The organism is Colwellia sp. C1TZA3 (genome assembly GCF_007954265.1).
Lineage (GTDB): Bacteria > Pseudomonadota > Gammaproteobacteria > Enterobacterales > Alteromonadaceae > Cognaticolwellia.
Window position 1 is genome coordinate 19,263 of record NZ_VOLS01000022.1, and the last position, 26,167, is coordinate 45,429.

Annotated in this window: 27 protein-coding genes and 2 pseudogenes; 15 read left to right on the forward strand and 14 right to left on the reverse strand. The window is 37.6% G+C overall.

What is annotated here, in order from left to right; all coding sequences use genetic code 11:
* The first annotated feature begins 180 nt into the window (after window positions 1-180).
* Together ESZ39_RS08445 and ESZ39_RS08450 are read left to right on the forward strand one after the other, a co-directional pair.
* Window positions 181-1,533 carry a magnesium transporter gene (locus ESZ39_RS08445; RefSeq protein ID WP_146879480.1) on the forward strand — a complete coding sequence of 451 codons (1,353 nt, stop codon included), beginning with the start codon at window positions 181-183 and terminating at the stop codon, window positions 1,531-1,533.
* Between the two features lie 25 nt (window positions 1,534-1,558).
* Entirely contained in the window at window positions 1,559-2,623 is a 1,065-nt protein-coding gene (locus ESZ39_RS08450; RefSeq protein WP_146879481.1) for a DUF21 domain-containing protein, read from the forward strand.
* A gap of 118 nt (window positions 2,624-2,741) precedes the next feature.
* On the opposite strand, the gene ESZ39_RS08455 is transcribed toward ESZ39_RS08450, so the two are convergent.
* The 4 genes and pseudogenes from ESZ39_RS08455 to ESZ39_RS08470 form a co-directional block, all read right to left on the reverse strand.
* A complete protein-coding gene (locus ESZ39_RS08455) occupies window positions 2,742-3,608 on the reverse strand; it encodes a universal stress protein (RefSeq protein ID WP_146879482.1) in 867 nt (288 codons plus the stop codon).
* Window positions 3,609-3,778: 170 nt separating this feature from the next.
* Entirely contained in the window at window positions 3,779-3,982 is a 204-nt protein-coding gene (locus ESZ39_RS08460) for a hypothetical protein (protein WP_146879483.1), read from the reverse strand.
* A gap of 254 nt (window positions 3,983-4,236) precedes the next feature.
* A complete protein-coding gene (locus ESZ39_RS08465) occupies window positions 4,237-5,451 on the reverse strand; it encodes a CaiB/BaiF CoA transferase family protein (RefSeq protein ID WP_146879484.1) in 1,215 nt (404 codons plus the stop codon).
* Between the two features lie 141 nt (window positions 5,452-5,592).
* Window positions 5,593-6,840: pseudogene (locus tag ESZ39_RS08470) on the reverse strand (alpha/beta fold hydrolase).
* A 169-nt stretch (window positions 6,841-7,009) separates the two neighbouring features.
* On the opposite strand from ESZ39_RS08470, the gene ESZ39_RS08475 reads away from it, so the two are divergent.
* From ESZ39_RS08475 to ESZ39_RS08485, 3 genes are all read left to right on the forward strand, one after another.
* A complete protein-coding gene (locus ESZ39_RS08475; RefSeq protein ID WP_146879485.1) occupies window positions 7,010-8,230 on the forward strand; it encodes a M24 family metallopeptidase in 1,221 nt (406 codons plus the stop codon).
* A 207-nt stretch (window positions 8,231-8,437) separates the two neighbouring features.
* Window positions 8,438-8,629 (forward strand): septation protein IspZ, encoded by a 192-nt coding sequence (locus ESZ39_RS17980; RefSeq protein ID WP_223270303.1) that lies wholly within the window; start codon window positions 8,438-8,440, stop codon window positions 8,627-8,629.
* Between the two features lie 19 nt (window positions 8,630-8,648).
* Window positions 8,649-8,951, forward strand: coding sequence for a YciI family protein (locus ESZ39_RS08485; protein WP_146879486.1), 303 nt, complete (start codon window positions 8,649-8,651; stop codon window positions 8,949-8,951).
* A 311-nt stretch (window positions 8,952-9,262) separates the two neighbouring features.
* Here the strand turns inward: ESZ39_RS08485 and ESZ39_RS08490 are convergent, their stop codons facing one another.
* From ESZ39_RS08490 to ESZ39_RS08515, 6 genes and pseudogenes are all read right to left on the reverse strand, one after another.
* Window positions 9,263-10,033: a DUF1461 domain-containing protein gene (locus ESZ39_RS08490; RefSeq protein WP_191321735.1), complete on the reverse strand. Its 771-nt coding sequence runs from the start codon at window positions 10,031-10,033 to the stop codon at window positions 9,263-9,265.
* Window positions 10,023-10,757 (reverse strand): hypothetical protein, encoded by a 735-nt coding sequence (locus ESZ39_RS08495; RefSeq protein ID WP_146879488.1) that lies wholly within the window; start codon window positions 10,755-10,757, stop codon window positions 10,023-10,025. Before ESZ39_RS08495 ends, ESZ39_RS08490 begins: the two co-directional genes overlap by 11 nt.
* A complete protein-coding gene (locus ESZ39_RS08500; protein ID WP_146879489.1) occupies window positions 10,757-11,569 on the reverse strand; it encodes a hypothetical protein in 813 nt (270 codons plus the stop codon). Before ESZ39_RS08500 ends, ESZ39_RS08495 begins: the two co-directional genes overlap by 1 nt.
* 76 nt (window positions 11,570-11,645) lie before the next feature.
* A pseudogene (locus tag ESZ39_RS08505) lies at window positions 11,646-12,008 on the reverse strand (cupredoxin domain-containing protein); the annotation flags it as partial.
* Entirely contained in the window at window positions 12,005-13,420 is a 1,416-nt protein-coding gene (locus tag ESZ39_RS08510; protein ID WP_146879491.1) for a sensor histidine kinase, read from the reverse strand. The gene ESZ39_RS08510 and the pseudogene ESZ39_RS08505, both read right to left, overlap by 4 nt.
* 9 nt (window positions 13,421-13,429) lie before the next feature.
* Window positions 13,430-14,089 (reverse strand): response regulator transcription factor, encoded by a 660-nt coding sequence (locus ESZ39_RS08515; protein ID WP_146879492.1) that lies wholly within the window; start codon window positions 14,087-14,089, stop codon window positions 13,430-13,432.
* Between the two features lie 476 nt (window positions 14,090-14,565).
* Here ESZ39_RS08515 and ESZ39_RS08520 point away from each other — a divergent pair, with 476 nt between their 5' ends.
* Both ESZ39_RS08520 and ESZ39_RS08525 read left to right on the forward strand, forming a co-directional pair.
* The gene (locus tag ESZ39_RS08520) at window positions 14,566-15,036 is read left to right on the forward strand and encodes a hypothetical protein (protein ID WP_146879493.1); all 471 of its coding nucleotides are present in this window, start codon (window positions 14,566-14,568) and stop codon (window positions 15,034-15,036) included.
* A 145-nt stretch (window positions 15,037-15,181) separates the two neighbouring features.
* Window positions 15,182-15,670 (forward strand): YchJ family protein, encoded by a 489-nt coding sequence (locus ESZ39_RS08525; protein ID WP_146879494.1) that lies wholly within the window; start codon window positions 15,182-15,184, stop codon window positions 15,668-15,670.
* On the opposite strand, the gene ESZ39_RS08530 is transcribed toward ESZ39_RS08525, so the two are convergent.
* The 3 genes from ESZ39_RS08530 to ESZ39_RS08540 all read right to left on the reverse strand — a co-directional run bounded on the left by ESZ39_RS08530 (window position 15,667) and on the right by ESZ39_RS08540 (window position 18,407).
* The gene (locus ESZ39_RS08530; protein ID WP_223270299.1) at window positions 15,667-16,200 is read right to left on the reverse strand and encodes a VC2046/SO_2500 family protein; all 534 of its coding nucleotides are present in this window, start codon (window positions 16,198-16,200) and stop codon (window positions 15,667-15,669) included. The two genes, ESZ39_RS08525 and ESZ39_RS08530, sit on opposite strands and share 4 nt — an antisense overlap.
* A 123-nt stretch (window positions 16,201-16,323) precedes the next feature.
* Window positions 16,324-17,616: an ATP-binding protein gene (locus ESZ39_RS08535; protein ID WP_146879496.1), complete on the reverse strand. Its 1,293-nt coding sequence runs from the start codon at window positions 17,614-17,616 to the stop codon at window positions 16,324-16,326.
* A 74-nt stretch (window positions 17,617-17,690) separates the two neighbouring features.
* Window positions 17,691-18,407, reverse strand: coding sequence for a response regulator (locus tag ESZ39_RS08540; RefSeq protein WP_146879497.1), 717 nt, complete (start codon window positions 18,405-18,407; stop codon window positions 17,691-17,693).
* Between the two features lie 369 nt (window positions 18,408-18,776).
* Between ESZ39_RS08540 and ESZ39_RS08545 the strand changes: the two genes are divergently transcribed.
* The 3 genes from ESZ39_RS08545 to rlmA all read left to right on the forward strand — a co-directional run bounded on the left by ESZ39_RS08545 (window position 18,777) and on the right by rlmA (window position 22,010).
* Window positions 18,777-20,036 carry an MFS transporter gene (locus ESZ39_RS08545; RefSeq protein WP_146879498.1) on the forward strand — a complete coding sequence of 420 codons (1,260 nt, stop codon included), beginning with the start codon at window positions 18,777-18,779 and terminating at the stop codon, window positions 20,034-20,036.
* Between the two features lie 224 nt (window positions 20,037-20,260).
* Window positions 20,261-21,070 (forward strand): exodeoxyribonuclease III, encoded by an 810-nt coding sequence (gene xthA, locus ESZ39_RS08550; protein WP_146879499.1) that lies wholly within the window; start codon window positions 20,261-20,263, stop codon window positions 21,068-21,070.
* A gap of 115 nt (window positions 21,071-21,185) precedes the next feature.
* The gene (gene rlmA, locus ESZ39_RS08555; RefSeq protein ID WP_146879500.1) at window positions 21,186-22,010 is read left to right on the forward strand and encodes a 23S rRNA (guanine(745)-N(1))-methyltransferase; all 825 of its coding nucleotides are present in this window, start codon (window positions 21,186-21,188) and stop codon (window positions 22,008-22,010) included.
* Window positions 22,011-22,089: 79 nt separating this feature from the next.
* On the opposite strand, the gene yfbV is transcribed toward rlmA, so the two are convergent.
* Complete coding sequence (gene yfbV / locus ESZ39_RS08560) at window positions 22,090-22,521, reverse strand: terminus macrodomain insulation protein YfbV (protein ID WP_146879501.1); 432 nt, start codon at window positions 22,519-22,521, stop codon at window positions 22,090-22,092.
* 671 nt (window positions 22,522-23,192) lie between these two features.
* On the opposite strand from yfbV, the gene ESZ39_RS08565 reads away from it, so the two are divergent.
* The 5 genes from ESZ39_RS08565 to ESZ39_RS08585 all read left to right on the forward strand — a co-directional run bounded on the left by ESZ39_RS08565 (window position 23,193) and on the right by ESZ39_RS08585 (window position 26,122).
* On the forward strand, window positions 23,193-23,573 hold the full coding sequence (locus tag ESZ39_RS08565; RefSeq protein WP_146879502.1) for an ACT domain-containing protein: 381 nt from the start codon (window positions 23,193-23,195) through the stop codon (window positions 23,571-23,573).
* 13 nt (window positions 23,574-23,586) lie between these two features.
* Window positions 23,587-23,931, forward strand: coding sequence for an ArsC family reductase (locus ESZ39_RS08570; RefSeq protein ID WP_146879503.1), 345 nt, complete (start codon window positions 23,587-23,589; stop codon window positions 23,929-23,931).
* 15 nt (window positions 23,932-23,946) lie between these two features.
* The gene (dapE, locus tag ESZ39_RS08575; protein WP_146879504.1) at window positions 23,947-25,095 is read left to right on the forward strand and encodes a succinyl-diaminopimelate desuccinylase; all 1,149 of its coding nucleotides are present in this window, start codon (window positions 23,947-23,949) and stop codon (window positions 25,093-25,095) included.
* 1 nt (window position 25,096) lies between these two features.
* Complete coding sequence (locus ESZ39_RS08580) at window positions 25,097-25,774, forward strand: M15 family metallopeptidase (protein ID WP_223270300.1); 678 nt, start codon at window positions 25,097-25,099, stop codon at window positions 25,772-25,774.
* 117 nt (window positions 25,775-25,891) lie between these two features.
* On the forward strand, window positions 25,892-26,122 hold the full coding sequence (locus tag ESZ39_RS08585) for a hypothetical protein (RefSeq protein ID WP_146879506.1): 231 nt from the start codon (window positions 25,892-25,894) through the stop codon (window positions 26,120-26,122).
* Window positions 26,123-26,167: the final 45 nt, after the last annotated feature.

A 26,167-nucleotide genomic window follows, 5' to 3' on the forward strand; every position in this document is an offset into this window, starting at 1 on the left:
AATAGTGAAATAAATTAGCATTAAAGCTAACTTATTTCCCTTTGATTGTAATACACTTGTTTATAAATACGAATATAATTCAGTAAAAGTAATAACATAAAAGTTAAGTGTAAATAACCAACAATGACACACCCACACCAGTGCATATTCCGTTATCAACACGGTTTTAAGGATAAATAAATGTTAGAAAATCCGATAGATAAATTATCCTTAGTCATTGACGACATTCTTATTGCAGAACGCACGCAAGAGATTGCACAAGTCATGCTCACGGCTAATGAAACACTAGCACCAGAACAGTTTGCGCTACTCATTGAGGCACTACCACAAGATAAGCGTTTAAGTGTTTGGTCTACTTACCCTGAGGCAATGCAAAGAGCAGCTTTTGTCGATATGGGACAAGGCACTCGAACTAGCTTAATACAAGCGTTGAGCGACGAGGAATGTTTTGAGTTACTTGCTCAACTAGATGTTGATGAAGTAATTGAAATTGCAGAGGAAATACCAAGTCGCCTATTAAAGTATGCGATAAAAAATTTAGATGATTCACAGCGAAAGCTTTATCAACAAGCACAGCAATTTAGCGTCGATGAAGTCGGTCACTGGGTAGATTACAATTATGTCCGCATTTCAGAAAAGCTTAAGATCACCAGTGCGCAGCTACTTTTACAAAAAGGTTTATCGTCTTATACCGAAGACTTTTATGCGGTCAATAAAGCAGGGGTTTTAACCGGCACTGTCGCGATTAATGCGCTGATACAAAGTGATGGCGAAAGTACGTTAAAAACACTTTTTTCTGCTGAGATAATACGACTTAATGCTAATGAAGAGTTAACGACCGCTGCCGAAACAGTGATTTTATCAGGAAAAATGTCGCTACCGGTTGTTGATGAAAACGAACACTTTCTTGGCCGCTTCACCGTTGAAACCGCTTATCAAGTAAAACAAGAGTCACAAACAGAACAAATGACTACAGCGGCAGGTTTAAGTACCGACGAAGATTTATTTTCTAGCGTACGAACCAGTGCTAAAAACCGTGGTATTTGGCTTGGTATTAACTTGCTGACCGCATTTTTGGCGTCTTGGTTCATTGGTTTTTTTGAAGCGACACTTCAACAAGTTGTAGCTTTAGCCGTATTAATGCCAGTAGTCGCGTCAATGGGTGGCGTATCGGGCAGTCAAACCTTAACCGTTATTGTCAGAGGCTTAGCGCTAGGTCAAATAACCGAACAAAATAGAAAGGTGCTACTGCGAAAAGAATTAAAAGTGGGGGGGGTCAATGGCATCATTTGGTCTATTGTTATCGGCGCAATTACCTACTTTTGGTTTAACAGCCTCGAATTAAGTTTTGTTATTGCCTTAGCCATATTATTAAATTTACTGACCGCATCTGCATCGGGCGTTATGATCCCGGCATTGTTGAACAAATTAAATATTGACCCGGCATTATCCGGCGCGGTTATTTTGACCACAGTGACCGATATTGTTGGCTTTGTAGTGTTTTTAGGATTAGGTAGCTTACTGCTACTTTAAGAAAAGTAAAATGAGGAATTAAGTAATGCCCGTAGAGACAATCACCTGGATTGCCATTGTTTTTTGTATTTCACAATCAGCCATTTTTTCCGGATTAAATTTAGCGTTTTTTTCACTCAGTAGGCTACAGCTAGAAGTAGAGGCTAATAAGGGTAATAAAGCCGCAATAACGGTATTAAAACTGAGAAACGACTCTAACTTTTTATTGGCGACTATTTTATGGGGTAATGTCGGTATTAATGTTTTATTAACTATGTTGTCTAACTCGGTACTTGCCGGTGTTGGGGTATTCCTGTTCTCAACCATCGTGATCACTGTGGTTGGTGAAATTACGCCTCAAGCTTACTTTTCTCGCAATGCACTAAAAATGGGTAGCATGTTAGCGCCTATTATCCGCTTCTACCAATTTGTGCTTTACCCTGTTACCAAGCCAAGTGCGCTGATACTTGACGCTTGGTTAGGCAAAGAGGGTATTACTTATTTAGCGGAAAGTGAATTAGGCAGTATTATTAAAGAGCACATTAGCGCTGAAGAAGCTGATTTGAACCATGTCGAGGGCATTGGTGCACTGAACTTCTTTGCTTTAGATGAAATTAAAGTAACAGAAGAAGGTGAAGTGATTGACCCTAACTCTATTATCGCCTTGCCAACAAAACTTGATTTACCCGTTCTGCCAGATACTTATTCTGGCCCCGACGATCCATTCCTAACCATGCTCAACCATTCTGGTTATAGTTGGGTGGTGTTAACTAATCTTGAAGGTAAACCGCTACTGGTTATTGATGCTGATGGCTTTTTGCGCAGCGCGTTATTTCAATCAGAAAATTTCGACCCTTATAACTTTTGTCATCGTCCGGTTGTTATCACCGATGAAACAACGTCGTTAAATGAAGCGATTTTAAAAATGAAAGTGAATACTTCTATCGATAAAAACTTTGACGGCGTGATTGAACACGATGTACTACTGGTATGGGGTGAAACTAAACGCATTATTACCGGCGCAGATATCTTTGGCCGTTTACTTAAAGGTATGCTGCCCCCGATGCAAACTAACGATAAAGCCACCGAAAAAAGTAAAGACGAGGAATAAAAATACCAGGCTAAAGCCCCCCTTTGCAGAGCCCACTTCGGCTATTAATATAGCTGAAGTACAATTTATTATCATAGTAATAACAAACTAGTTATAATTGAATTCGAATACCCACTAACTATTCTGGCTTTAGCGCTAGCACATCTGATTTTAACAAGGTTAAAACTTTCTCTGCGGTATTACCTAACACCTTGGCTTTCAAGCCTTTACGACCAATAGTACCAATAATCACTAACCCTGCTTTTTGCTGCGCGGCAATACTGGGAATAACTTTTTCAGGCTCACCCGCTTTAATAAAAAAATTAGCTATTGGGATATCATATTCAGCCGCTAATCTCTCAATTTTATGCTTTAAAGTTTTCCCTGTTTTAATTTCTAATTCGTCTTTGTATTGTAAACCTAAGTCACGTAAAAACTTTGAAAATTGTAAGGTATAACAGACAAATAATTCTGCGTCGTTGGTTTGAGCAAACTCTTTCGCTGCAGTTAATATCTGATGATTTAGGCTTTGTTTGCTTTTACGCTTAGTCTCTAAATCAATAGCAGCTAAAACATTTGGCGATTTGCGCCATTTATTATCGCTAACAATAAATATCGGTGCCGGGCACTCGCGTAATAATTGCCAATCAGTAGATGTGTATAAAAACGTCTCACTGCGATGGGCAGTTTTTACCACCATTAACAGATTATGCTGTTTTGCGTAGTCATTTATCCAACGGTAAATACGCTTTTCCCATACCACTTCAAAACTATAATCAATATCGTCAGGCACTAGAGTAGCGAGTGACTTTTCTGCGTTATAGGTAACAGCATCGATCACCGCTTGTTTTATATTCTGTGGATCATCTTGGATATGACGTAAACTTTGATAACAAAAATAAACAATATGCAGTGATTTTTTTTTAGTTTTAGCCAGTTCACAAGCTCGTTTGATAGCAACTTGTTTGCTATCCAATATATCGGCAACAACAAGTATTTTACTCATAATATCCTCTTTTATTTATCGGCATAAATTAAAGGTAGCAGACAAATATTTATTTACTTTGATATAAAAAAATATTTAAAAAACTAATGATGAGAAGTTATTGATAACGAAGATTTTAAGATATAAGCAGGTCATTATATACGAGTGTAGTGCTTAACTTGCCAAGGTGCTTAACTTTCAACTTTTGCTTGATGTTTTTTATTAAAATAAAAATATAAAAAGCCCGCAATAACGATATTTAATACGCAGCGCAATAGCTCAGTTAATTGAATTTCTGTGCTTGTTAAAGCATAAATCAAATCAACCGTTGAACCAAAGCCCAATATGATCGCTATAATAATAAATATTTTTTCTAAAGACATTGAGTTAGACATGGGTTTCTCGATAAAAATAACAACATTAAGTGGAAGAAAATTGTTATAACTTATTAGCCAGTTCTGCTCTGATATTTCACAATCAAGCCGAACTCGATAATTATTTACTTAAATATAATATACAGAGTATTACTATTAAGTTCAAAAGCTTATTTAGCTACATGTTCGCTTTATTTAGAGTCAATTAGCGCTAGTGCTTTAGGATAAAAAACCAACAGAATTCACTATTTTTTACCGCTTATAAAAAATAGTGCTTACGCTACTACACTATCTTTGAATAACGCTGCAACTTTCTTGTCATCATAATCTAAAAACTGCGTTAAAACCTGTTGGCTATGCTCACCAATGTTTGGCGCGGCGTGTTTATATTGTAATGGCGTATCTGATAAGTTAATCGGTGATGCCACAGTTTTAATCAGCCTACCGTCTTTATCCGGTAGTTGTTTTACCATCTCGCGATGGCGTATTTGCGGGTGGTCAAATATTTGCGCTAGAGTATTTACCGGTCCACAAGGTACGGCGATTGCTTCTAGTGTGGTTACCCAATAGTCGGTGTTTTGCTTGGCGATAATAAGCGCTAAAAGCGGCACAAGCTCAATACGATTTTCGACCCGATCTTGGTTAGTTTTAAATAAGACATTACTTGCTAACTCTAGGCACTGAGCGGCCTGACAAAATCGCTCAAACTGTTGATCATTACCTATTGCTAATATTAAGCTGCCATCATTAGTCGCGAAGGTTTGATAGGGCACAATGTTAGGGTGAGCGTTGCCTAAACGTTTTGGATTTTCACCTGTCGCTAAATAATTCATGCCTTGATTAGCCAGCGTTGCCACTTGGACATCAAGTAAGGCTATATCAATATGCTGGCCTTTGTTAGTGTGCGCTTTAGCGAGTAATGCCGCAAGAATAGCATTGGCACTATAAAGCCCCGTCATCACATCAATCACTGCCACGCCAACTTTCATCGGTTCGCCATCAGCAGCACCGGTTAAGCTCATTAAGCCACCCTCGCCTTGAATCATGGCATCGTAGCCAGCTTTATGTGCGTATGGTCCATGTTGACCAAAGCCGGTGATTGAACAATAAACCAATTGAGGGTTAAGTTTCTTTACTTGCTGATAACTCAAGCCATATTTTTTTAGGCCGCCCACTTTATAGTTTTCAATTAAGACATCGGCTTTAGCGATCAGGTCTTTAATCACTTGTTGCCCTTGTTGCTGGGTTATATCAATGGCGATGGATTGTTTGTTGCGGTTTGTACTGTGGTAATACGCGGCTTGGGCAGGTTCTTTATCTTGCGCCGGTTTAATAAACGGGGGACCCCAATGGCGGGTATCATCGCCTTTTTTCGGTCGTTCCACCTTAATAACTTCAGCGCCCATGTCAGCGAGCATTTGTGAAGCCCAAGGCCCTGCCAAAATTCGACTTAAATCAACGACTTTAATACCCTTTAGCGCTTCAGACATATACCAAACTCTACACTTTAGATTGTTTAAATTATGATAATGATGTATTTAACCCCTGATGATAATTTATCACCAACAGATAGGACAGGGTTAAGAATCAAATTCATTGTTTTTAGTTTATTTATATTAAGTTTTTTTGAGCTATTCTGCTTGATTAACCAATTTACTTACTACTTTGACATTATTGTGCAAGGTTTTATGTACTGGGCATTTGTCTGCTATAGCTAAAAATCGCGCATGTTGAGCTGCTTCTAACTCGCCAACAAAGCTAATTTTTCGCACTATTGCTTCAATACCTTGACTTTCACCTTCACATTCTTGACAGTCTTGTTAATAATCTCGACTATGTGTCAGCGCCACTTTAATATGTTTAATGGCCAGATTTTTACGCTTGGCGTACAGACGTAAAGTCATGGCGGTACAAGCGCCTAAGCCTGCTAGCAGATGTTCATAGGGATCGGGCCCCATGTTATTGCCTCCAACACTTATCGGTTCATCGGCAAGCCAATAGTGACTGTTGGTACTGACATGTTGAGTAAATTTGTGATTTTTTTCTTCTACAATAACGTGACCTTTGACGATTTCATTGTTGTCATGTTTAATGTTATTAGTTTCAGCAATGTTGTTAGTATTATCTACATGAGTAATATATCGTCCTGCCCACGCCGCTATTACATCGGCGGCATATTCGGCATCACGCTTATTAGTTAATAAGTGGTCGGCATCATCTAAACTCACAAAGCTCTTAGGATGTAGGGCCACTTGGTATATTTTTTCCGCTTCGCTGATATTTACTGTACTGTCAATGGGCGAGTGCATCACTAAAAGTGCTTTTCTTAGTCCACCAAGATGGCTAGTATCGTAGCGCTTTATATCATCTAAAAATTGTTTTTCTATGGTAAATACACGCCCAGCTAAATTAACCTCTGCTTTACCATCTTGTTCAATATCATCGAGCTGTAAAGCAAAGTTCTTTACAACATGCGCGGCATCTGATGGCGCACCAATAGTAACCACCGCTGTGGCTTCTTCAACATGTTGAGCAACACCAAGTACCGCTGCACCGCCTAAACTGTGGCCAATGAGTAATCTTGGCGCTTGATATTCTGTGCGAAGAAAGTTTGCTGCTGCAATTAAGTCTTGTATATTTGATGAAAAATTACTGTTCGCAAAATCACCGTCACTATTACCTAAACCGGTAAAATCAAACCTTAATACCGCGATGCCTTTTTGTACTAAAGCTCGGCTAATACGTGATGCCGCCGCAATGTCTTTACCGCAGGTAAAACAATGGGCAAATAAAGCATAAAACTTCACCTCAGATTCAGGACTTTCCAGTAAGCCACTTAAGCTGTGTTCACCACTAAAAAACTCGACTTTTTTGCGCATAGATATTCCTCATTTAGTTGGGCGTGTAATCTTTTCGGGATAATAATCTTGACCGCTTAGCGCTAGGATAAATTTCTTTTTTATTACTGGTACTTTATTTGTTACGATACATGGCTTATTTTTTTGTATAAAATATACCAGTATTAATTAAATTTTTTAAGGAACAAGTATGACTATAGGTGTTGGCGGCTCTACCGCAAAAATTGAACTTGAAAAGTTAGTCGATATGACTGGCCAAGTGCAAGCAATAACAGAGGCTGAATTAAAACAGCGTATTGTCAAAGCGCAAGCTATTATGGCTGAAAATAATATTGTTGCCTCCTATATCAATGCTGGAACCAATCTATATTACTTTACAGGTACGCGTTGGTACGCCAGTGAACGTATGGTTGGCGCTATTATACCTGCGCAAGGCGAAATTAAATATATCACGCCATTTTTTGAAGTGAATACGCTTGAGCAATATATGACCATTAAAGGCGAAATAAAAGGCTGGCAAGAACACGAAAGCCCTTACCTATTGGTTAAACAAACATTAGCTGAGTGTGGTATTAATTCAGGCCAAATCGCGATAGATGAATCTACCGCTTTTTTTATTGCCGACGGCATTAAAAAAGCGGCACCACAGTTTGAACTTGTTGATGCCAAATGTATAACCGCGGGTTGTCGTGCAGAAAAATCAGACACAGAAATAGCCTTATTGCAGCAAGCAAAGAATATGACCATCGAAGTGCATAAAGCTGTTGCTCGGATATTACATGTTGGGATCACTACCCAAGAAGTAACCCACTTTATTGACCAAGCACACCGCAAAGTTGGTGCACCAGCGGGTTCATATTTTTGTATTGTGCTTTTTGGTGAAGATTCATCTTACCCGCACGGCGTAAAATCACCGAAAACATTAGAAGAAAATGACATAGTATTAATTGATACTGGCTGTCAGGTTGAAGGATATAATTCAGATATTACCCGTACTTATGTTTTTGGTGAGCCTAATCAACGCCAACGTGAGATCTGGTTAGTGGAAAAAATGGCACAGATAGCCGCATTTGATGCCGCCAAAATTGGCGTCGCTTGTGGTGATGTCGATGTTGCAGCCAGAGCTTACATAGCCAGCCAAGCTTTAGGGCCAGATTACGAAACACCAGGTTGTCCGCACAGAACTGGCCACGGTATAGGTTTAGACATTCACGAATGGCCTTATCTAGTGCGCAGTGATAGAACACCTCTGGTTAAAGGCATGTGTTTTTCCAATGAGCCCATGTTGGTAGTGCCGAATGAATTTGGTGTGCGTTTAGAAGATCACTTTTATATGACTGACTCGGGCGCAAAATGGTTTACTGAGCCCTCATATTCCATTGACGACCCGTTTGGCTATCAGCGAGTTTAAGTTAAAGAAAAATCCATGGCTTTAGCTGGAATACCAATACCCATGAAAGTTGGTAAAGTTAAGGGTAAATAAGTATTTATCCTTAACTTATAAAAATATTATCAAAGAGTTTTCAGGTAAAGCCTTAGCTTTACCTGAAGATATTTGGAATAAATTAAAACTTGCTTGGCACTATTTTTCGCAATATATGGTTTACTCAATTGATATATTGCCTTTAACTTTAGCTTAGAAACTTGGGTTAACTTTAAGGCCTTTGGTTTAACAGCCTTAACCTTTGTATTTGCTATTAGTTCAGTGTTGTCTTTGTATAATACCAAGTTGATTAATTACCTGTTTGAAGATCAAGAAGAAAAGAAAAATAATAATTTAACCTGGGCGCTACTTGCGGCTTTTAATTAATAATAATTTCGGATGTAAAATGTTTTATCTTATCTATAGTGAAGATGTTGAAAATAGTTTAGCCCTACGCATGAGTGTGCGTGAAAGTCATTTAGCTCGATTACATATATTACAAGATCAAGGCAGGCTACTTGTGGCAGGCCCTTGCCCTGCTATTGATAGTGAAAACCCCGGTGATGCTGGCTTTACCGGCTCACTGATTATTGCACAGTTTGACAGTTTAACTGACGCACAACAGTGGGCAGATCAAGACCCCTACATAGCGGCAGGTGTTTATAAAAAGGTAACAGTTAAACCTTACAAAAAAGTACTGCCTGTATAAATCTCTTGCTGTTTGGATGATATTAAAGAAAAGAAAGCGTGTGAGCTAAAATTTTGGATAAACAATAAGAACAGATCGTTCGCTATGTTTAAAAGCTCACCGTGTAATTTTATCAACTAAGGTGCAAACAATTATTGTTGGCAATATTTAGTACTTGTGCTTAATGATCGCGCCTTCGTCGCCTATAAGCAATATTGTAACATTTGAGACAATAACGTATGGCAGCATTGAGCCCGCTCAGTAAAACAGTATTTTAATGACAAAATTTAAAACGCTTGTTTTCAAGTCCTGTCGACAAAGCGCTATAACTTTTACTTTTGACACTGATAACGACTTAATGCCGCATCAATAGTCCCCGCTAATAGCAAGGCTATCAAGAGTAATTGTCCCGCTATGGCGGCAAAAATATCAGGCGCTTTCATCAGTGATGACATTAGGGAGTCCTGATAATAAAAAAACCACTGATGCTCGCTAGGAAATATAACCGTATGCAAATAATAAAAAACGGCTGTAAAACCCCATATGCCCAACATCGCGATAACCAAGACAACAAAGCACGCTAAAGAGCTTAATTTCTGCTTTGCTGTCGGCATTGCTCTTATCGACTCTGCTGTTAATTGCTTAGCTTTACGGCTATAAAATATCAATAAACTAAGCAAAAAAAGTAAATTACCCCACCAAATTTGACTCATGCTATCGAGTAGATTAGCCACATCTTGCAGATGCTGCACTTCACTTTTTGTTAATAATTTTTGTAATACCGCTTGATGATTTAAATAACTAATTGCTGCTAAGCCATTACCGTGTTGATGAATAGCTTGCACGATATTGGCAAATTTTTGTTTGTGCAATTTAATATCGTTAATGGGGAAGTCACGCTTACCTTGGGTGTTTTTTGGCACATTAGTGCTAATCACGGTATTTATTTCTAATGTTTGGTACCAAAAACCATATAAAAAGTTTGTCGCTTTACTCACTTGCCAACTAATGCCTAAAGAAAAAACTAGTAATGCTAAGGCAAAAATACACCAAAGTAATGGTCGAATAAATAAATATTTCAGCATGTTTTTTTTAAAATTCATATTCAATGGAAGCACGTAAGATATGGTCTTTGTCATCACCATTTAGACCGGTTATAAAGCCCAACTCCCATTTCAATTGCTTTTGACCATCAAATCTTTGTATGCCCATAAAAGTGGGGCCAATACCGGTATAATCCTCACCAATATAAATTTCAATGGCTGGCTGAACTTGGGGTAGCCAACGATAGCGGTATTGCAAACGAAATTCTGTCTCAAATTCACTGTTGATGTCACCGCCAGTTTCATAAATTAAAAACGCATTCAACGCTAGGCTATTACGGCCAAATTCTTTTTCAAATAACAAACCCGTGGAGACTTCCCAAATATTAAGTCTATGTACTTTTTCGACCTCAAGTAACAACCCCCAGTCAGCCCAATATTCGCCTTGATCTGTCATCATCCACCGCGATTCAATTTCATAGGCAGATAAGCCAAAGTCACCATCACTATCTCGCTCACCAACAATATAAAATTCAACCATAACATTGTCGGTTATTGACTTACCGTAAGCTATTCGTTGGCCTAAACTGTTCCCAGCATCATTTTGATGTGACAACATACGCCATTCAAACTCTTGCTCGTTAGGCAGCACATAGGGATGATAAACCTTATCAACAACAACACCATCAGCAAGCGCAACTTGACTTGTTAGTGCTGAAAGACCAGATAAAATTAACCATAACAAACCAAAGTGTGTAAATATTTTAAACAGTAGATAACTCATTAAGTTACCTCCTTATGGCTAGCTATAGTGCCTGTCGACTTGGCAGACATCGAGCTAAAAAAAGTCAACACCAAGGCAATAACAATGGCCAAAATATAAAGCAATAATTGCAGTAATGTTGGTGTGGCATCGTAACCAAAAAATACGGTAAACAACTGCCCTAGTTCGGAATTTTCTGTTACTAAATAATTAGAGTCCCACAAAAGTCTATTCCCAGGTAAAGCGTCAATTTGGATCAGTAAGTTGGTCGCTTTCATCAGTAATCCAACACTAAACACTATTAATAGTGTTTCACGTATAATTCGATAATAACGTTCAATAAATGCCATTAAAAAATACAGTAATACCGCTATACTAGCGCAAATACCGCCACCGAGAATAACACCCGTCATTAAGGCATTAGAAGCATTGTTTTGATACCAAAAACCAGTAATGTAAATTAAAAAATTTGCGCCATTAAGTGTCATAACAATAACGGTTAAGGACACGGCACAGACCTTAATAATGATGTTTTTTTGGCGAATAAATGGCGTTTGTACTCTCCAGAGCTGACTCAATAACAATAGCGATATAAAATAACAAACAAAGTAGAGCCCAGCATAAAGCCATTCTCGACCGGTATCATCGAGTGCCTGGGCAATATCATCAATGGTATTTAATAACGTAAGACTTAACATTACGCTAGTCAACACCGCAAGATAATACCACCACAGCTTGATACCTTGTTGCTGGAGCAGTGAGAACAAGATAATGCTAATGACAAATATCGGTAAAGCATCTCTTAAAAAAAGAATAACGGTATTAATTAGCATGTAATACCTCCTTAAGTAGAAAGCTATTTGCTGCTAGCGGTACAGTGTAAATTAGCGCTAAATCCTCTAGATTAGTATTGTTAGTTGCAGCTTTTTTAGGCACCACAATAACAGAACCTTGAGCACTATTAGGGTTAAACTCACCAAAAAATTTGTAACGTCCCGGTGGTAAAGGTCCGATAAAGATCACTGATTTTTTTTGTGGAAAAATCACTTTTTCTCTATTAAGGTCAAAACTGTCAAACTCTTCAGGAGTGGTATCTAGATTATAAATAACTAATTTTACTTTCGTATTTGCTGGAATTTCTATTTCTGCCGGATAAAACAAATGATTTTTAAGCTCCAGCTGAAATTCTGGCCTATTGGCCAAGCTAGCAAATGACAGTAGTGCGAAAGCGACCATAACACTTTGCATAAGCTTGACCGCAGATTGGCTCATGAATAATCTCCCTTTGATTTTGAACTGGGCAATTTATTCGCGCTAGCATTGATACAGCTATTATTTTCTGCTGCAAGAAACACAATTTTAACACATAGGCCAGATAAAGCTTTAGAGCGACTTAAACTAATATTTGCCTGATGCAATTCGACAATATGTTTAACAATTGACAAGCCTAAACCACAGCCAATGACTTTTGAATTGTGACTATCGCCACCCACGCGATAAAAACGGTCAAATACCCGTGCATATTCTGCCGCTGCAATACCCGGGCCAGAGTCTTCAACACGTAATATTAGCTTATTTTTTTCTTGTCGGCACGAGACTAAAATCTTGCCATTATCTGGGGTGTATTTAGCCGCATTAGCAATCAAATTTTTCAGTAGTATACCGATGGCAAACCGGTTGCCCAAGATGTTTAATGGCGCACTATTAAGTTCGATATTATGGCCTCTGCTGGCAATATAAGGGTAGAGTTCACTAATACATGCTTGCAATAACACTTGCAAATTAAGCACAGCACTTTCAGCCAATATTTGTTCTGGATTAGTCCGGTTCAAGGTTAATATTTGATCAACCACATGTGCCATACGTTCAACACTTTGCTCTAATTGTTGAAAGGGCAATAATAACAAAGGGGTCGCCCTTTTATCACTGTCAGCAATGATGACATTATTAAAACTCTGTTGTAGGTTGTAAACATTAATTTTCAAGACGCTTAGTGGCGTTCTAAGTTCATGAGCGGCATCGGAGGCAAATTGCTTTTCACGTTCAAACGATAATGACAGCCGCAAAAATAATTCATTTAATGTTTCAATCACTGGTGCGAGTTCTGTGCTTGAACTGATAGTTAACGGACTAAGATCATTGGCTTTTTTATTTCTTAATGCTCGGGTTAAAAAAGTTAATGGCTTCAAGCCTTGGCGCACCGCTAATGAGATGATCAATGCGAGTAATGGCATCACTAAAATAATGGGCGTAACCGCAGATAAAATTATACCTTCAGCAAGATCAAATCTTTGTTTTAATGGCTGCGCGATAATAACCCAGGCATTGGTGGCTGAATTATTCGTTATTTTATTGGTGTAAGTGCGCCAGCGTTTGCCTAAAAAGTTGCTTTCTTTAAAGCCGGTATTTAAGGCATTTATTAGTCTGTTTGGTGCATTATCACTGCGTGTTACCACCTGATTAGCAAGCACTATTTGATAAGCAAAATTACTGGTTGTTTGGTGTGTAATGACACCTTTAGGTAGTTGAACGGCGGTAATAACCTGAGCTAAAGAAACTAATTCATTATCAAAAACACTTTCTGCTTTACGCATACTGGCTTTATAACCCTGAATAGCAGAAACAAAAATGACTAAGGTAATAATTGATAACAGCATCAGCACTAAATAACGACGAATAGGCATAATGAGTTTCTAAGCCTTATTAATGGTATAGCCAACACCACGAACCGTTTGAATAAATTTTTCAGGTAACTTTTTACGTAAGTTATGAATATGGACTTCTACTGCATTACTCATCACCTCTTCACCCCAATCGTAAAGGCGTGATTCAATTTGCTCTCGTGATTGAATTCGCCCAGCATTTTCCATTAATGCTTTTAAAACCATATATTCTTTTTTTGAACAAGTCAGGGCTTTGTCTTCAATAAACAGCTGGTGGGCAGTAGTATCAAGTTTTACTAATGCGATGGAAATTATTGCGCTATCAGCCGTGCCTAGTCGGCGTTCAATTACCCGTAAGCGAGCAAGAAGCTCATTAATGTCAAAAGGTTTAGTTAAATAATCATCAGCGCCAAGATCTAATCCTTGAACTCGCTGCTCAATCGTGTCGCGCGCGGTAAGCACAATAACTGGTGTAGTTTTCTTTTTAGCTCTAAGTTTTTTTAGCACCAATAAACCATCCATATCAGGCAAACCTAAATCCAAAATCACCATGTCATGCTCAGGAGTGGTTAATGACGCTAAAGCGTCTGCGCCGGTATCAACGTGGTTAACTAGGAAGCCGTCATGACGCAACGATTGTTGCAATGCTTGTGCTAATGGCAGATCGTCTTCAACCAGTAAAATTCTCATATGGTTACTTTAAAACCTAGTTAACTTAATTAATTTTTTTGAAGCCAAACTACAGATAAAAAACTTCAACTATTTGCCTGTAGCTAAGTGCATTGGTATTACCAAGTAAGTTCAATGGCTTGGCTATACACTTTGAAATGAAATTGACTCTGTAATTGTTTATATCGTTGGTTATGGTAATCAACTCTATGTAAATTTTATTTTAAATCAATTTATACCAGTAACCTAGCAGAATGCAGTTTTTATCTTTAATATTCGCAGCAGTTATTTCTTAAGTTTTGCCAGCGTTAGCATAAGTTCTGCAGCTGAAATTTTAATGATATTGAACAGTAATCACCCTCTAACGATTAACCTGTAACTATTAATTTAAAAAATTATTTTCATTATAACTTTATGTAAATATCAATAAAATAATGCTTGAAATAGCATCAAAACCGATATACTGTATATCTATACAGCATATTGAGGTAAACACTATGGTTAACACTAATAAAATAAATTTAAAACTAAATAACAAAAACTTAGCTATAGTTCCCAGTATTAATTTACCACCTCAAATTAATTTATCTTCAACTTGGTGTAATGTTATTAGTGTAAATAGTACCGGAGATGTTTCTGCAAAGTATCAGGACATTTGTCAAAACCACCATGATGATAAAAAGTGGATTTTAATGATTAACCCTGAAAATGCTTCGTTAGAACAACTCTCTAACATGGGTAAAATTAATCCAGCAAAAATACTGAAAGTGAATGCAAATAAGGTCAATGTCAGCTTAGAGCATATTAAAAACACTTTATTAAAAGGCACATGTTCTGCGATGATTTTATCAAACGCTAACTATGATCAAGCTGAATTAAAAGAAATATCTCGCTGTGCTACCTTAGGAAAAACTCAATGTATTTTATTACAAAAAGCAGATTTTCAAGCAATAAAACAACTGCATTAAATGGTTGCACGGGTTTAATATAGAACACGGTAGCTATTTGATTGAATTAGGGCGGATAAACAGTTAAGTAAAACCATAAACTATGTAAAGCATAATAACGCTCATGATAAACTAAATACAATTGCCCTTTAAATAGTTTATCTACATGTTATGTCCATGCGGCTCAGCACAAACCTTTGCACTATGTTGCCAACCTTTAATAATGGCAACAAAATCGGCTAACTCTCCAGAACAGCTGATGCGGTCACGCTACTCTGCTTACGCAACACAACAAGCTGATTATATTTACTTTACTTACGCCCATTCAAGCCAAGCTGAACAATCTATTGATGATATTGCACAATGGGCAGCAACAACAAAATGGCTAAAACTCGTTATTCACTATGCCAGTGATCACAAAAAAGATTTAGCGAAGCATAATAATGCTCAAGTAGAGTTTTCCGCTTTTTATCAACTTCACGGACAAATTTGGCAAATGCGAGAAAAATCAAATTTTGTGCTTGAAGATACCGCATGGCGATATCTTGATGGTGAGGTGTCAGATAGCAAGACATTAAATAAACCAAAAAGAAATGAGTCTTGTTTTTGTGGCAGTGAAAAAAAGTTCAAAAATTGTTGTGCTAAGGTTTTTTAGGCAACAGCCGCCATTAGCGGTGCTTTAACAATCGTAGTTTGCAGGGCCGCTACCCAAGCCATGGCATTAAATTCAGCTCTTTGCTGTCTTTTTGTTGAGCATAGATCTTGACTTTTTTGCTGACAATATAAACTGGTATTAGTCATAACCTGTTGGTTTATGTGTTTTACATCGTCACGAAACGCTAAGGGTTTAGGCTTAAGTATATTTGCTAGTCGCAGGTCTTCTAACTGCTGTTTTTCAATCAAACCTGCCTGATTATAGCTGCTGATATCTGTAATATCTTTTAATGCTAAAGGTGCTTCATCGGGTAATTGAAAATATTTTCGTAGCTGTTCTGCTGTAGTGGTTTTTTCAGGTGTCTGTGAAAGTGGCAGTTTAAACTGGCTATGCGCTCGAACATCGTCGGTTAGCATGGCAAGTAACAGCGAAAAATCAGCACGACGCTCGTGATGAACACTTTCATTAAGCTGTTCGCCTAACTGAAGTTCATGAACAAGTATGTCGTTTGATAAAGCGTTTAGTGTCAAAATAATCTACTGTGTTATTGCCGATAATATTTATATCGGCAACGCCACATATTACTTTAACACTATACCAAATTAATTATTAATTTTTATAATAAACACAAAGTGTTGACTAATTTTTATACGCTAAGCAGGAAATTGTTTAATGGGCCAGCGCAGCATAAAGCTCGCTCCACCATTTTTACTATCAACAACAGATGCACTACCACCATGCCACTCCATGATCCGACAAACGATGGCTAAGCCTAAACCAAAGCCTCCTGTTTCACGGTTGCGCGAGATATCACCACGAGAAAAAGCATTAAATATAGTGCACTTGAAATCATCACAAACTCCCTCACCATTGTCTGTAACGCTTATCTGGCAATGATCTTCACTTTTCATAATGGTAATGTCTATTTCACCGTTACCGTATTTTATAGCATTAGAGATATAGTTATTCAACGCTCGACCAATAAACTGTCGATCGACCTCAACCCTATCATTTCCAAGCAGGTTAACAATGTTAAATTTTTGTTCAAACTGTTGAAAGTTACTGACCTGTTTTTCGACGATATCCACCAAGGATTCTTCACTAAAATTAAGCTCAGGTTTGTCATTATCGAAACTAGCGTAGATTAACATCTCGCTAATGAGTTGCTCTAATTCACAAACATCTTTGCTAATGGCTTTACGATATTTTTCTTGTTTGGCTTTATCATCGGTGCAAGCTAGCATTTCCAAGGCAAACTTAGTGCGAGCTAACGGTGTACGCAATTCATGTGCAACCGCGGTTGACAGTTCTTTATGGGCATCAATTAAACGTTTAATGCGACTGGCCATAGTATTAAAGGCGGTAACCATAGGCGCTGCCATGGTCGATCTTGCTTCTGGCGCGACAACATCAAAACTTTCTTGACCAAACTCTATCGCCGTTTTTTGCAACTGATCCAAATCACGAGATAAAGGCCGTAACCAAAAAAATAATATACAGGCTAAAGTTGCCAGCAAAATAACACGAATCAGTGCCTCTAACCTCGGCCTAGTTGGCATTTTAGCTGGCCCCAACACAATCACAGTACCACCAGTATTAATCCGGTGATGAATTTCTACCGCGTCATTATCATAGTAAATATGGGTGTCTTTTTCTTTAATGACATCGTGATTTTGATGGTTAATAGCTTTGACTTGTTGCGCTGACATTAACTTTAATGGCAGTTGCCACTGCTTTGCCGCTTTTGATAGTATTTCTTGCCATTGATCTTCTGGGTGCTTTTCTAAATAGTTAGATAGCGCCAACAGCATACTTTTATAACCGGTGTAAGATTCTATATCTTGTTCAAGGTATGAACTCCATACCTCATCAAGCATCCATGAGAAGACGATAAAAATAGAGATAATAAGGAAATATAAGCTGAAGAATGAGCGACCAAGTTTCATAAAATACCTAAAAACAGGAAATAAATACTGATGAGTTGCTATGCGAACTCATCAGTTTACACACTAATATATGTTTAACTCCATGCATCTGGAACAAATAAATAACCCTGTCCCCAAATGGTTTTAATGCGAAAAGGAGTTTCATTACTATCGTGTAATTTTTTACGCAAGCGTGATATGCGCACATCAACACTTCTATCCATGCCGTCGTATTCACGACCAACAACCGCTTTATAAATATAATCACGATTTTGTACTTCGCCTGAACGACTAGCTAATAACCAAAGCAAGTCAAACTCTTGGCTAGTAAGGTCAACATTTTCGCCATGCAATGTCACTTGTCTAGAACCACGGCTAATATGTAGTTCACCGCAATTAATTTTAGCGTTTTCTTTACCATCCGTTGGCAATTGGCCACGGCGTAATAGCGCATTGACACGAGCAAGCAGTACTCTTGGCTCAACAGGCTTAATCACGTAATCATCGGCACCAATTTCCAAACCTAACACTTGATCAAAATCTGTACCTTTTGCGGTTAACATTAAAATTGGACCTTTAAAGTTAGGGCGTAAGTCTTTACAAACCGCAAATCCATCTTTACCCGGTAGCATGATGTCTAAAATAATCAAATCAGGAACGAATTTATCAACTCGCTTTTCGACCGTGTCACCTCTAAACTCTTGCTTAACGTGATAACCTTCATTTTCTAAAAACTCAGTGACTAGATCCGACAACTGGCGGTCATCCTCAACGAGTAATATCTTCTTAACTAACAATTCACTATCTGACATTAACTGCTCCTACTTTATTACGCTGTATTAACAGCATCTTCATGGCTGATTTATGAACCGGTCAATGTTTACTCTGACTAATAAATAACAACCATTGAAAATATAACTCATTTTATTAGCATAAAATGTTTATTATTAATTAACAACACTATGTACAAGGTGTTACGGCAATAGTACAACTTATTACCTTGAAATTACAATTAATTACATCACGATTAATAAGCTGAATTTTATTCTGCTTTGCGAATAAAAGTGCTTATGGCCACTATTGATACGTTGGTAAAAATACAAACTTTTTACTTATTTGTAAGGCCAACTTATTATATAATCAATCGGCATTATACCTATTGTATTATATAAATATTTGTTATGACGATTCACGTTGCTAAAATTAAAACACCAACAAAAGACACCTTAATTGCTGAACAATTAAAAGCAAAAAAAACCTTATTTTCTGTCATGCTGGTCGTGCTGTTTAGTAGTGCTGGCATCGCCTTACCTTATCCTGTTTTAGCACCTCTTTTTCTTAATGAAATTAGCCCTTTGACAACTTTTGCTGATTTGCCGAGTAAAATATTACTTGGTATTATATTGGCGATATATCCTTTAGGAGTTATTCTAGGGAGCTCAGTTTTAGGCGCTGCTTCAGGTATTTATGGTCGTAAAAAAACCTTAATCATCACCTTAATGTTAACTGCCATTAGTTATGTATTATCAGCTTTAGCGGTTATGGCTGAAAGTTTTTTACTGCTTATTTTAGCGCGTTTTGTTACTGGCATTTTTTCAGGTAATATCAGTATAGCCAAAGCGATAGCGGTAGACTTATCGCCCACGCTAGATAAGACCCACACCTTTAGCCTAGTAAATGCGACCAGTTACTTAGGTTGGTTGCTTGGCCCTTTAGCTGGGGGATTACTGGCAATATATGGTTTAGATACCGTTTTCTACTTTGCCGCCATAGCGATAGTTATTGCCCTTATCAGCGTTGCCTATGTATTACCTGCCGGCAAGAGTAAGTCCGATCAGCCCAAGATAAAGTTTTCACAACTTTTTAGTAAGCAAAATTCATTTGCCTTACTCGCTGATAAAAAAATCAGACGTATCTTTCTAATTTACTTATTGGCAACACTTGGTCTAAATGCCTATTACGAATTTTATCCGGTTTGGTTAGTGGAAAACTTTGACTTCACTAGCCCCGCTATTGGTTACATAACCGTTGTTTTAACCTTATTTATGACCATAACCAGTGTGTTTTTTGTTAAGCAGTTAAAGTACTTATTCGGACTTAAATTTGGTGCCATTGTTGGCATGATGTTAATGGCAGTATTGTTTAGTTTACATCCAGTACTTTCCTCAACCAGTGTTTGGCCTATTTATGCCATAACAGGCATCGCTATTGCTATTTTCAATGGTTTATTACCGGTGTATATTTCTGAGCAATATGCTGATATTGAACAAGGACAACTGATGGGTTTAATTACCACCACCTTCAGTTTAGCTAATATGCTTATGGCACTTATTGGCAGCGCATTAGCGTTATTTGGCGCCCACTGGGCCATACTATTTGGTGCGCTTTTGCTTATCATTGCCTCCATCGACTTTCACTTTAGTCAAGAAGATATTCGTTAGTTAACTTTGCGCTAAAGTGAGCAGTGCCCGATTTACTAAAACTGTGATCTATACCTAACGAGTACCTCCTACAATGGCCCATCGTACAATACTTATTTTTTGTTATATTTAAAAACTAATTGTTGATTAAACCTAACGATTCTCATTGAATCTCATCGCAATATGACTACTGCTACTGCTTAAGTTCTGGTAGCATGAGCGCAAAATAATTATCGAGCTTCAATATGAAAATCATCTCATTTAATATTAACGGCCTGCGCGCTCGTTTGCATCAGTTACAAGCTATTATCGATAAGCATCAACCCGATATTATTGGTCTACAAGAAATTAAAGTTCATAATGAAGTATTCCCGCTGGCTGATGTTGAGGCGATGGGCTACCACGTTTATTTTCATGGTCAAAAGGCGCATTATGGTGTTGCTATGCTGTGTAAAAAAGCGGCTAATGTGGTCACTAAAGGTTTTCCGACCGATGACGACGAAGCACAAAAACGTATGATCATGGTGCAAACAACCGATGAAAACGGTGAAAAAGTCACGGTATTAAACGGTTATTTTCCACAGGGTGAAAATATTACCCATGAAACAAAATATCCTTATAAGCGTCAATTTTATAAAGATTTAATGCAATACTTAAATGAACACCATAGCCCTGATGAAAATGTTGTGGTGATCGGTGATATTAATATTTCACCGACTGATTTAGACATAGGCATTGGTGAGCTAAACCGAAAACGTTGGTTAAAAACGGGTAAATGTAGTTTTCAACTAGAAGAAAGACAATGGTTAACCACCTTAATGGCCTGGGGTTTTACCGATACCTTTAGAGCATTGCATCCAACCCGTGAGGAAAGATATTCATGGTTTGACTATCGCTCGCGTGGCTTTGATGATAATCGCGGTTTACGTATTGATGTGGTGTTAGCAACCAAAAATTTTGCTAGCCGTTGTATTGAATCAGATATTGATTATGAACTTAGGGGCATAGAAAAACCGTCTGATCATGCGCCAATTTGGTCTACTTTCAGTAAATAAAGCTTTCTGAGTAACATAATACTTATGCTTTAAAGAACAAACTTATACTGTTAAGACCATACTTATAAAAGGGGCTAGTCCCCTTTTTTGTTACAAATAAACACGAATTATCCCTATGACTGCAACCCACTATGCATGCCCTTTATGTAGTTTTACACTACTCAACCAAGAAAATATTTTTCGCTGTGAAAATAATCATAGCTTTGATCTCGCAAAAGAAAATTACTTAAATTTATTGCCGGTGCAATTTAAGCATTCAAAAAACCCTGGTGATAACAAAGCGATGGTAGCAGCTAGACGAGCTTTTTTAGAGCAAGGTTATTATCAACCATTGGTTGATAGACTTGTCGCTTTATACCAGGAAAAAATGCTTACTAATGCTAACAAACCAACTATTGTGCTCGATGCCGGTTGTGGTGAAGGTTTTTATACTCATCAACATAAAGATACTGAAAATACTGTTTATGGTGTTGATATTGCTAAAGAAGCAATCAAAAAAGCCGGTAAGAAGTATCCACAATGTCACTTTAGCGTCGCAACATTATCAAAGTTGCCTTTTACTGACAGCCTATTCTCTTGGATTGTGTCAGTTTATGCGCCTATTTTAGAAAAGGAGTTTACTCGCGTATTGTCAGCAGGTGGATTTTTGTTAACAGTTACACCAGCGAAGCAGCATTTAATGCAACTAAAAAAGCATATTTATCATGATGCTAAAGAACATGATGAAGAAAAATTGCCTATTGAACATTTAGCACTGGTGCATCAAGAAAATATCTCTTATAAAATGCGCTTAAAAACGGGTCAAGACACATTAAATTTACTGGCGATGACACCTTTTGCTTTTAAGGCGAGTGAGGAAACCAAAAAAATATTGCTAAATAAGCATGGCTTTATCTGTCAGGCTGACTTTCTGATCAGGCTTTATCAAAAAATAAACTAAAAAAATGCGCTACAGATTAACTGTAGCGCATTATTAGTGATAATATTTCCTGATAAATCTTACTTATAAACCTAGCGAATTAAGAGGTTTTATAGCTATTTTTAAAGCTTAAGTTTAATAAGTGAGCCAAGTCTAGATAACGTGGACGTTGAGTTGACAATTTGATATCACCACCGCTTTGGTTAACACGAGCGACACTTTCTTTGTACCAATGAGCTAACGCCGGTGGGAGAAATTTATCGGCTTTAATCCCCATCAAAATCAACGCTTGCAATGGAAAACTCATAATACAAAGCGTATATAATAGCGCCTGAGGTAAGGCTGCCATAGAGCCAAAATACAATTGTAAGATTAAACAAAACAATGCTAAACCTGGCATGACTTTACACACCAAACGACTGACTTTAACCGCCTGATACTCCATAAAGTATTCACCAAGTTCAACGCGTGAAGGCCATAAATTCATGTACTTTCGGCCAAGCAAGATAATTTCTAATATAGATAACTTCATAAACGATACCCTACAACAGCGGTTAATTAAAAGATAGTAGCTTTTTATATACGATGATACTAAGTAAAATGACCACAGCAATTGAAATTTTATTGCGCTGCATTAATATCTCTTAGTAATTTTTAGTATTTATAAGGCCATAGCTGGTACTTTGGTTGACAATGTTGCCTACACCATTGCATTGGTTGTAATTTCAACACACTTGTAGTTTTCCAGCAATATAATCAGTCATTACCAAGATCTGCCCTATAAATAAGTAGATCTTTAGCTGGTTTAGTCCTTAATACGACATTTTAACAACTTATCTATTACTTTTAACACAGATTATTAGCCGGTATTTTTTAACCAGTAAAATAAATCATTATAAAACAATAAACTAACCAATTAAACAATAGTTATACACAATGATATCCACAGCTTATGTGGATATCATTAAACGTACAATATTATAATTTATACAATTATTTTGCTTTATATACCCAAATAGACTTAGAAATACACTAGTTTGATAGCAATAATCAATTAAATACACAGTAAACACAGGTTAACCAGTTTACTAAAGCATAATATTTAGTTACTACATTCAAGCCCACAGGCGTATAACCCCTAGAGTTAATAGCGATTAAACGCTATAGTGTCGACATCAGCATTTAAACAAACGAAGTTGATTTATGAGTAATTTTACCCTACGCCGCTTATCTGAAACCTTTGCTATTCATAGTTTACGACGTGAGAGCTCAATACCCGATGTGGTTTTTAATGCCCCGATATTTTTTTTAGCAAAAACCTATGACGAAATTTCAATTGTGATTCCAGAGCATATTGAAATTGACAGTGAAGAAACCGAACTTGGCTGGCAAGCATTTGAAGTTGTTGGGCCACTCGACTTTACCTTAACCGGTATAATGTCAAATATATCAACCGTGCTAGCAAATGAAAAAATCAGTATTTTTGCTATTTCGACTTTTGACACTGACTACGTTTTAGTAAAATCAGATAAGTTTGAAGCAGCGAAAGCCGCGTTAATAAAACATAATTACCAAGTGATATAATTCAGGAAATAACATGACAATACTTTATGGCATTAAAAACTGCGATAGTGTAAAAAAAGCAAAGAAATGGTTAGAGCAACAAAATATCCCTTATCAATTCCACGATTTTCGTAGCGACGGTCTCAGTCCAGAATTGTTGCAAGAGTTTATAACATCTGCGGATTTAACCCTGCTGTTAAATAAACGCAGTACCAGCTTTCGTCATTTAACTGACGAGATTAAAAACAACCTCACTGACGACGTTATGGTTGAGATTATTTTAGCGCAACCCACGTTAATCAAACGGCCTCTACTTAAGCATAACCAAGCGTTTTTGGTTGGCTTTAAAGAGAGTCAGTATCAAGAAACTTTACTTTAGGTAGACTGTATTCTCATGAATAAACATAGCGATTGCACCATTTCATTAGCACAAGCACTGATTGAACGCCCTTCTGTTACCCCTGAAGATTTTGGCTGCCAGCAATTAATGTCGGAGCGTTTAGTCAAATTAGGCTTTAATAATGAAAGCATGATATTTGAAGATACCACCAACTTATGGTCTCGAAGAGGCACATCAGGACCGGTATTTTGTTTTGCCGGCCACACCGATGTTGTGCCAGCGGGTAATTTAGAAAGCTGGAACACACCACCGTTTGATCCCATTATTGCTGACGGTATGCTTTATGGCCGCGGGGCCTCTGATATGAAAGGCAGTTTAGCGGCAATGATAGTCGCAACCGAGCGATTTGTTGCTGACTATCCCAAGCATCATGGCTCTATCGCATTTTTGATCACCAGTGATGAGGAAGGCCCTTTTATTAATGGCACCACACGTGTTATTGACACCCTTGAAGCCCGCAATGAAAAAATTGATTATTGTATTGTTGGTGAGCCCTCTAGTAGCAATAAATTGGGCGACGTGGTTAAAAACGGTCGTCGAGGTTCAATTTCTGGCGAATTGCATATTCACGGTAAACAAGGCCATGTCGCTTATCCTGATCACGTTATTAACCCCATTCATAAGGCCATGCCGGTTTTAGCCGAGTTAAGCGAAATGCATTGGGACAATGGTAATGAGTATTTTCCACCAACGAGTTTTCAAGTGTCGAATATTCAATCCGGTACTGGCGCTACCAATGTCGTGCCAGGTCATTTAACTGCGTTATTTAATTTACGTTATAGTACTGAGTTAACAGCAGAAATGATCGTTGATAAAGTTGAAGCCTTATTAACTCAGCATCAATTAAACTTTGAAATTAACTGGATATTTAACGGTAAGCCGTTCATTACTGAACCAGGTACATTGGTCGATTCTGTCGTACAAGCGATTGAGACTTGCTGTAATATAACAACCGAGCTTTCTACCAGTGGCGGCACTTCAGATGGACGATTCATTGCACCTACTGGCGCGCAGCTTGTTGAGCTTGGCCCTTGTAATGCCACTATTCATCAAGTTAATGAGTGTGTTGCAGTACAAGATTTAATTTTATTAACCGATGTCTACTATCAAACCTTGGTTAATGTTTTAGCCAACGATGGGTGAAATGACAGAACTTGAGTTAATTTTAGTTGGGAAAACTGAAAGTCATATTCGTTGGCTAACGCCTAATATTGGCATTAATAGCCAAATGTTGTCGGCGTTCAAACAACTACAGCTCGCTGCAAAAAAAGCAGGTATAGAGTTGAGCATTGCCAGTGGCTTTCGCAGTTTTGAGCGACAACTAATGATTTGGCAAAATAAGTTTTCTGGTAGAACAGCAGTCAAAGATGGCTCAAATCAAGTTTTAGCTATTGAACAACTCACTGAAGCTGAAAAAATACACGCCATTATGCTATTCTCTGCGCTGCCGGGAGCCAGTCGCCACCATTGGGGCTGTGAAATTGACGTTTATGCGAAAAATTTATTACCGGCAGAGCAAGCTTTAGCGTTAGAGCCATGGGAATACCAAGCTTCAGGGCACTTTTATCCCTTAACCGTTTGGCTAGCTGAACATGCGAAAACGTTTGGCTTCTTTTTACCTTATAATAAATTTCGTGGTGGTGTTGCCCAAGAGCCTTGGCACCTTTCATACCTGCCATTATCTCAACACTACCAGCAGGCACATACTGAAGCACTTTTAGCGGCAACATTATTGAATAGTGATATTCAAGGAAAAACCTTACTGCTCGAGTTGTTACCTGATCTTTATCAACGTTATATTGTCAATGTAGCCAAGACTTAAAGCATATTAACCGTGTACTGCTAAGTATTATTAAGACATTGGTTGAAGGTTTAACGTAAACTATTATTGTAGATTTTGTAGACATTATATTTTTATATTTAATTGGAGCATTAAATTATGATCAACATATTAAATGAAGATTGGGTTGCCCCAACTATCGTTATTATTGCATTAGTTATTTTAATTGGTAACTTAAGTACTTTCCAAAAAAGTGCAAAAACACCTTTACGTAAAAAATCTTTAAATGATTTAAAAGAAACCATACCAAGAACGCAAAAGTCGGCCCACAAAATGCCAACCGTTAACAAGACCAATGATCTTGGTCATAAAATAAAAAACTCCGATTAACGGAGTTTTTTATTTTTCTATAAGTAATAGTCATTGCTATTATTC

Coding starts and splice junctions, on each gene's coding strand:
- ESZ39_RS08450 (WP_146879481.1), top strand. CDS start 1,559: ATGCCCGTAGAGACAATCACCTGGATTGCCATTGTTTTTTGTATTTCA.
- ESZ39_RS08545 (WP_146879498.1), top strand. CDS start 18,777: ATGACGATTCACGTTGCTAAAATTAAAACACCAACAAAAGACACCTTA.
- ESZ39_RS08570 (WP_146879503.1), top strand. CDS start 23,587: ATGACAATACTTTATGGCATTAAAAACTGCGATAGTGTAAAAAAAGCA.
- ESZ39_RS08465 (WP_146879484.1), bottom strand. CDS start 5,451: ATGTCTGAAGCGCTAAAGGGTATTAAAGTCGTTGATTTAAGTCGAATT.
- ESZ39_RS08540 (WP_146879497.1), bottom strand. CDS start 18,407: ATGTCAGATAGTGAATTGTTAGTTAAGAAGATATTACTCGTTGAGGAT.
- ESZ39_RS08585 (WP_146879506.1), top strand. CDS start 25,892: ATGATCAACATATTAAATGAAGATTGGGTTGCCCCAACTATCGTTATT.
- ESZ39_RS08495 (WP_146879488.1), bottom strand. CDS start 10,757: ATGAGTTATCTACTGTTTAAAATATTTACACACTTTGGTTTGTTATGG.
- yfbV (WP_146879501.1), bottom strand. CDS start 22,521: ATGAAGTTATCTATATTAGAAATTATCTTGCTTGGCCGAAAGTACATG.
- ESZ39_RS08580 (WP_223270300.1), top strand. CDS start 25,097: ATGACAGAACTTGAGTTAATTTTAGTTGGGAAAACTGAAAGTCATATT.
- xthA (WP_146879499.1), top strand. CDS start 20,261: ATGAAAATCATCTCATTTAATATTAACGGCCTGCGCGCTCGTTTGCAT.
- ESZ39_RS08475 (WP_146879485.1), top strand. CDS start 7,010: ATGACTATAGGTGTTGGCGGCTCTACCGCAAAAATTGAACTTGAAAAG.
- ESZ39_RS08535 (WP_146879496.1), bottom strand. CDS start 17,616: ATGAAACTTGGTCGCTCATTCTTCAGCTTATATTTCCTTATTATCTCT.
- ESZ39_RS08520 (WP_146879493.1), top strand. CDS start 14,566: ATGGTTAACACTAATAAAATAAATTTAAAACTAAATAACAAAAACTTA.
- ESZ39_RS08515 (WP_146879492.1), bottom strand. CDS start 14,089: ATGAGAATTTTACTGGTTGAAGACGATCTGCCATTAGCACAAGCATTG.
- ESZ39_RS08445 (WP_146879480.1), top strand. CDS start 181: ATGTTAGAAAATCCGATAGATAAATTATCCTTAGTCATTGACGACATT.
- ESZ39_RS08455 (WP_146879482.1), bottom strand. CDS start 3,608: ATGAGTAAAATACTTGTTGTTGCCGATATATTGGATAGCAAACAAGTT.
- ESZ39_RS08500 (WP_146879489.1), bottom strand. CDS start 11,569: ATGCTAATTAATACCGTTATTCTTTTTTTAAGAGATGCTTTACCGATA.
- ESZ39_RS08490 (WP_191321735.1), bottom strand. CDS start 10,033: ATGAATTTTAAAAAAAACATGCTGAAATATTTATTTATTCGACCATTA.
- ESZ39_RS08525 (WP_146879494.1), top strand. CDS start 15,182: ATGTTATGTCCATGCGGCTCAGCACAAACCTTTGCACTATGTTGCCAA.
- ESZ39_RS08565 (WP_146879502.1), top strand. CDS start 23,193: ATGAGTAATTTTACCCTACGCCGCTTATCTGAAACCTTTGCTATTCAT.
- dapE (WP_146879504.1), top strand. CDS start 23,947: ATGAATAAACATAGCGATTGCACCATTTCATTAGCACAAGCACTGATT.
- ESZ39_RS08460 (WP_146879483.1), bottom strand. CDS start 3,982: ATGTCTAACTCAATGTCTTTAGAAAAAATATTTATTATTATAGCGATC.
- rlmA (WP_146879500.1), top strand. CDS start 21,186: ATGACTGCAACCCACTATGCATGCCCTTTATGTAGTTTTACACTACTC.
- ESZ39_RS08510 (WP_146879491.1), bottom strand. CDS start 13,420: ATGCCTATTCGTCGTTATTTAGTGCTGATGCTGTTATCAATTATTACC.
- ESZ39_RS08485 (WP_146879486.1), top strand. CDS start 8,649: ATGTTTTATCTTATCTATAGTGAAGATGTTGAAAATAGTTTAGCCCTA.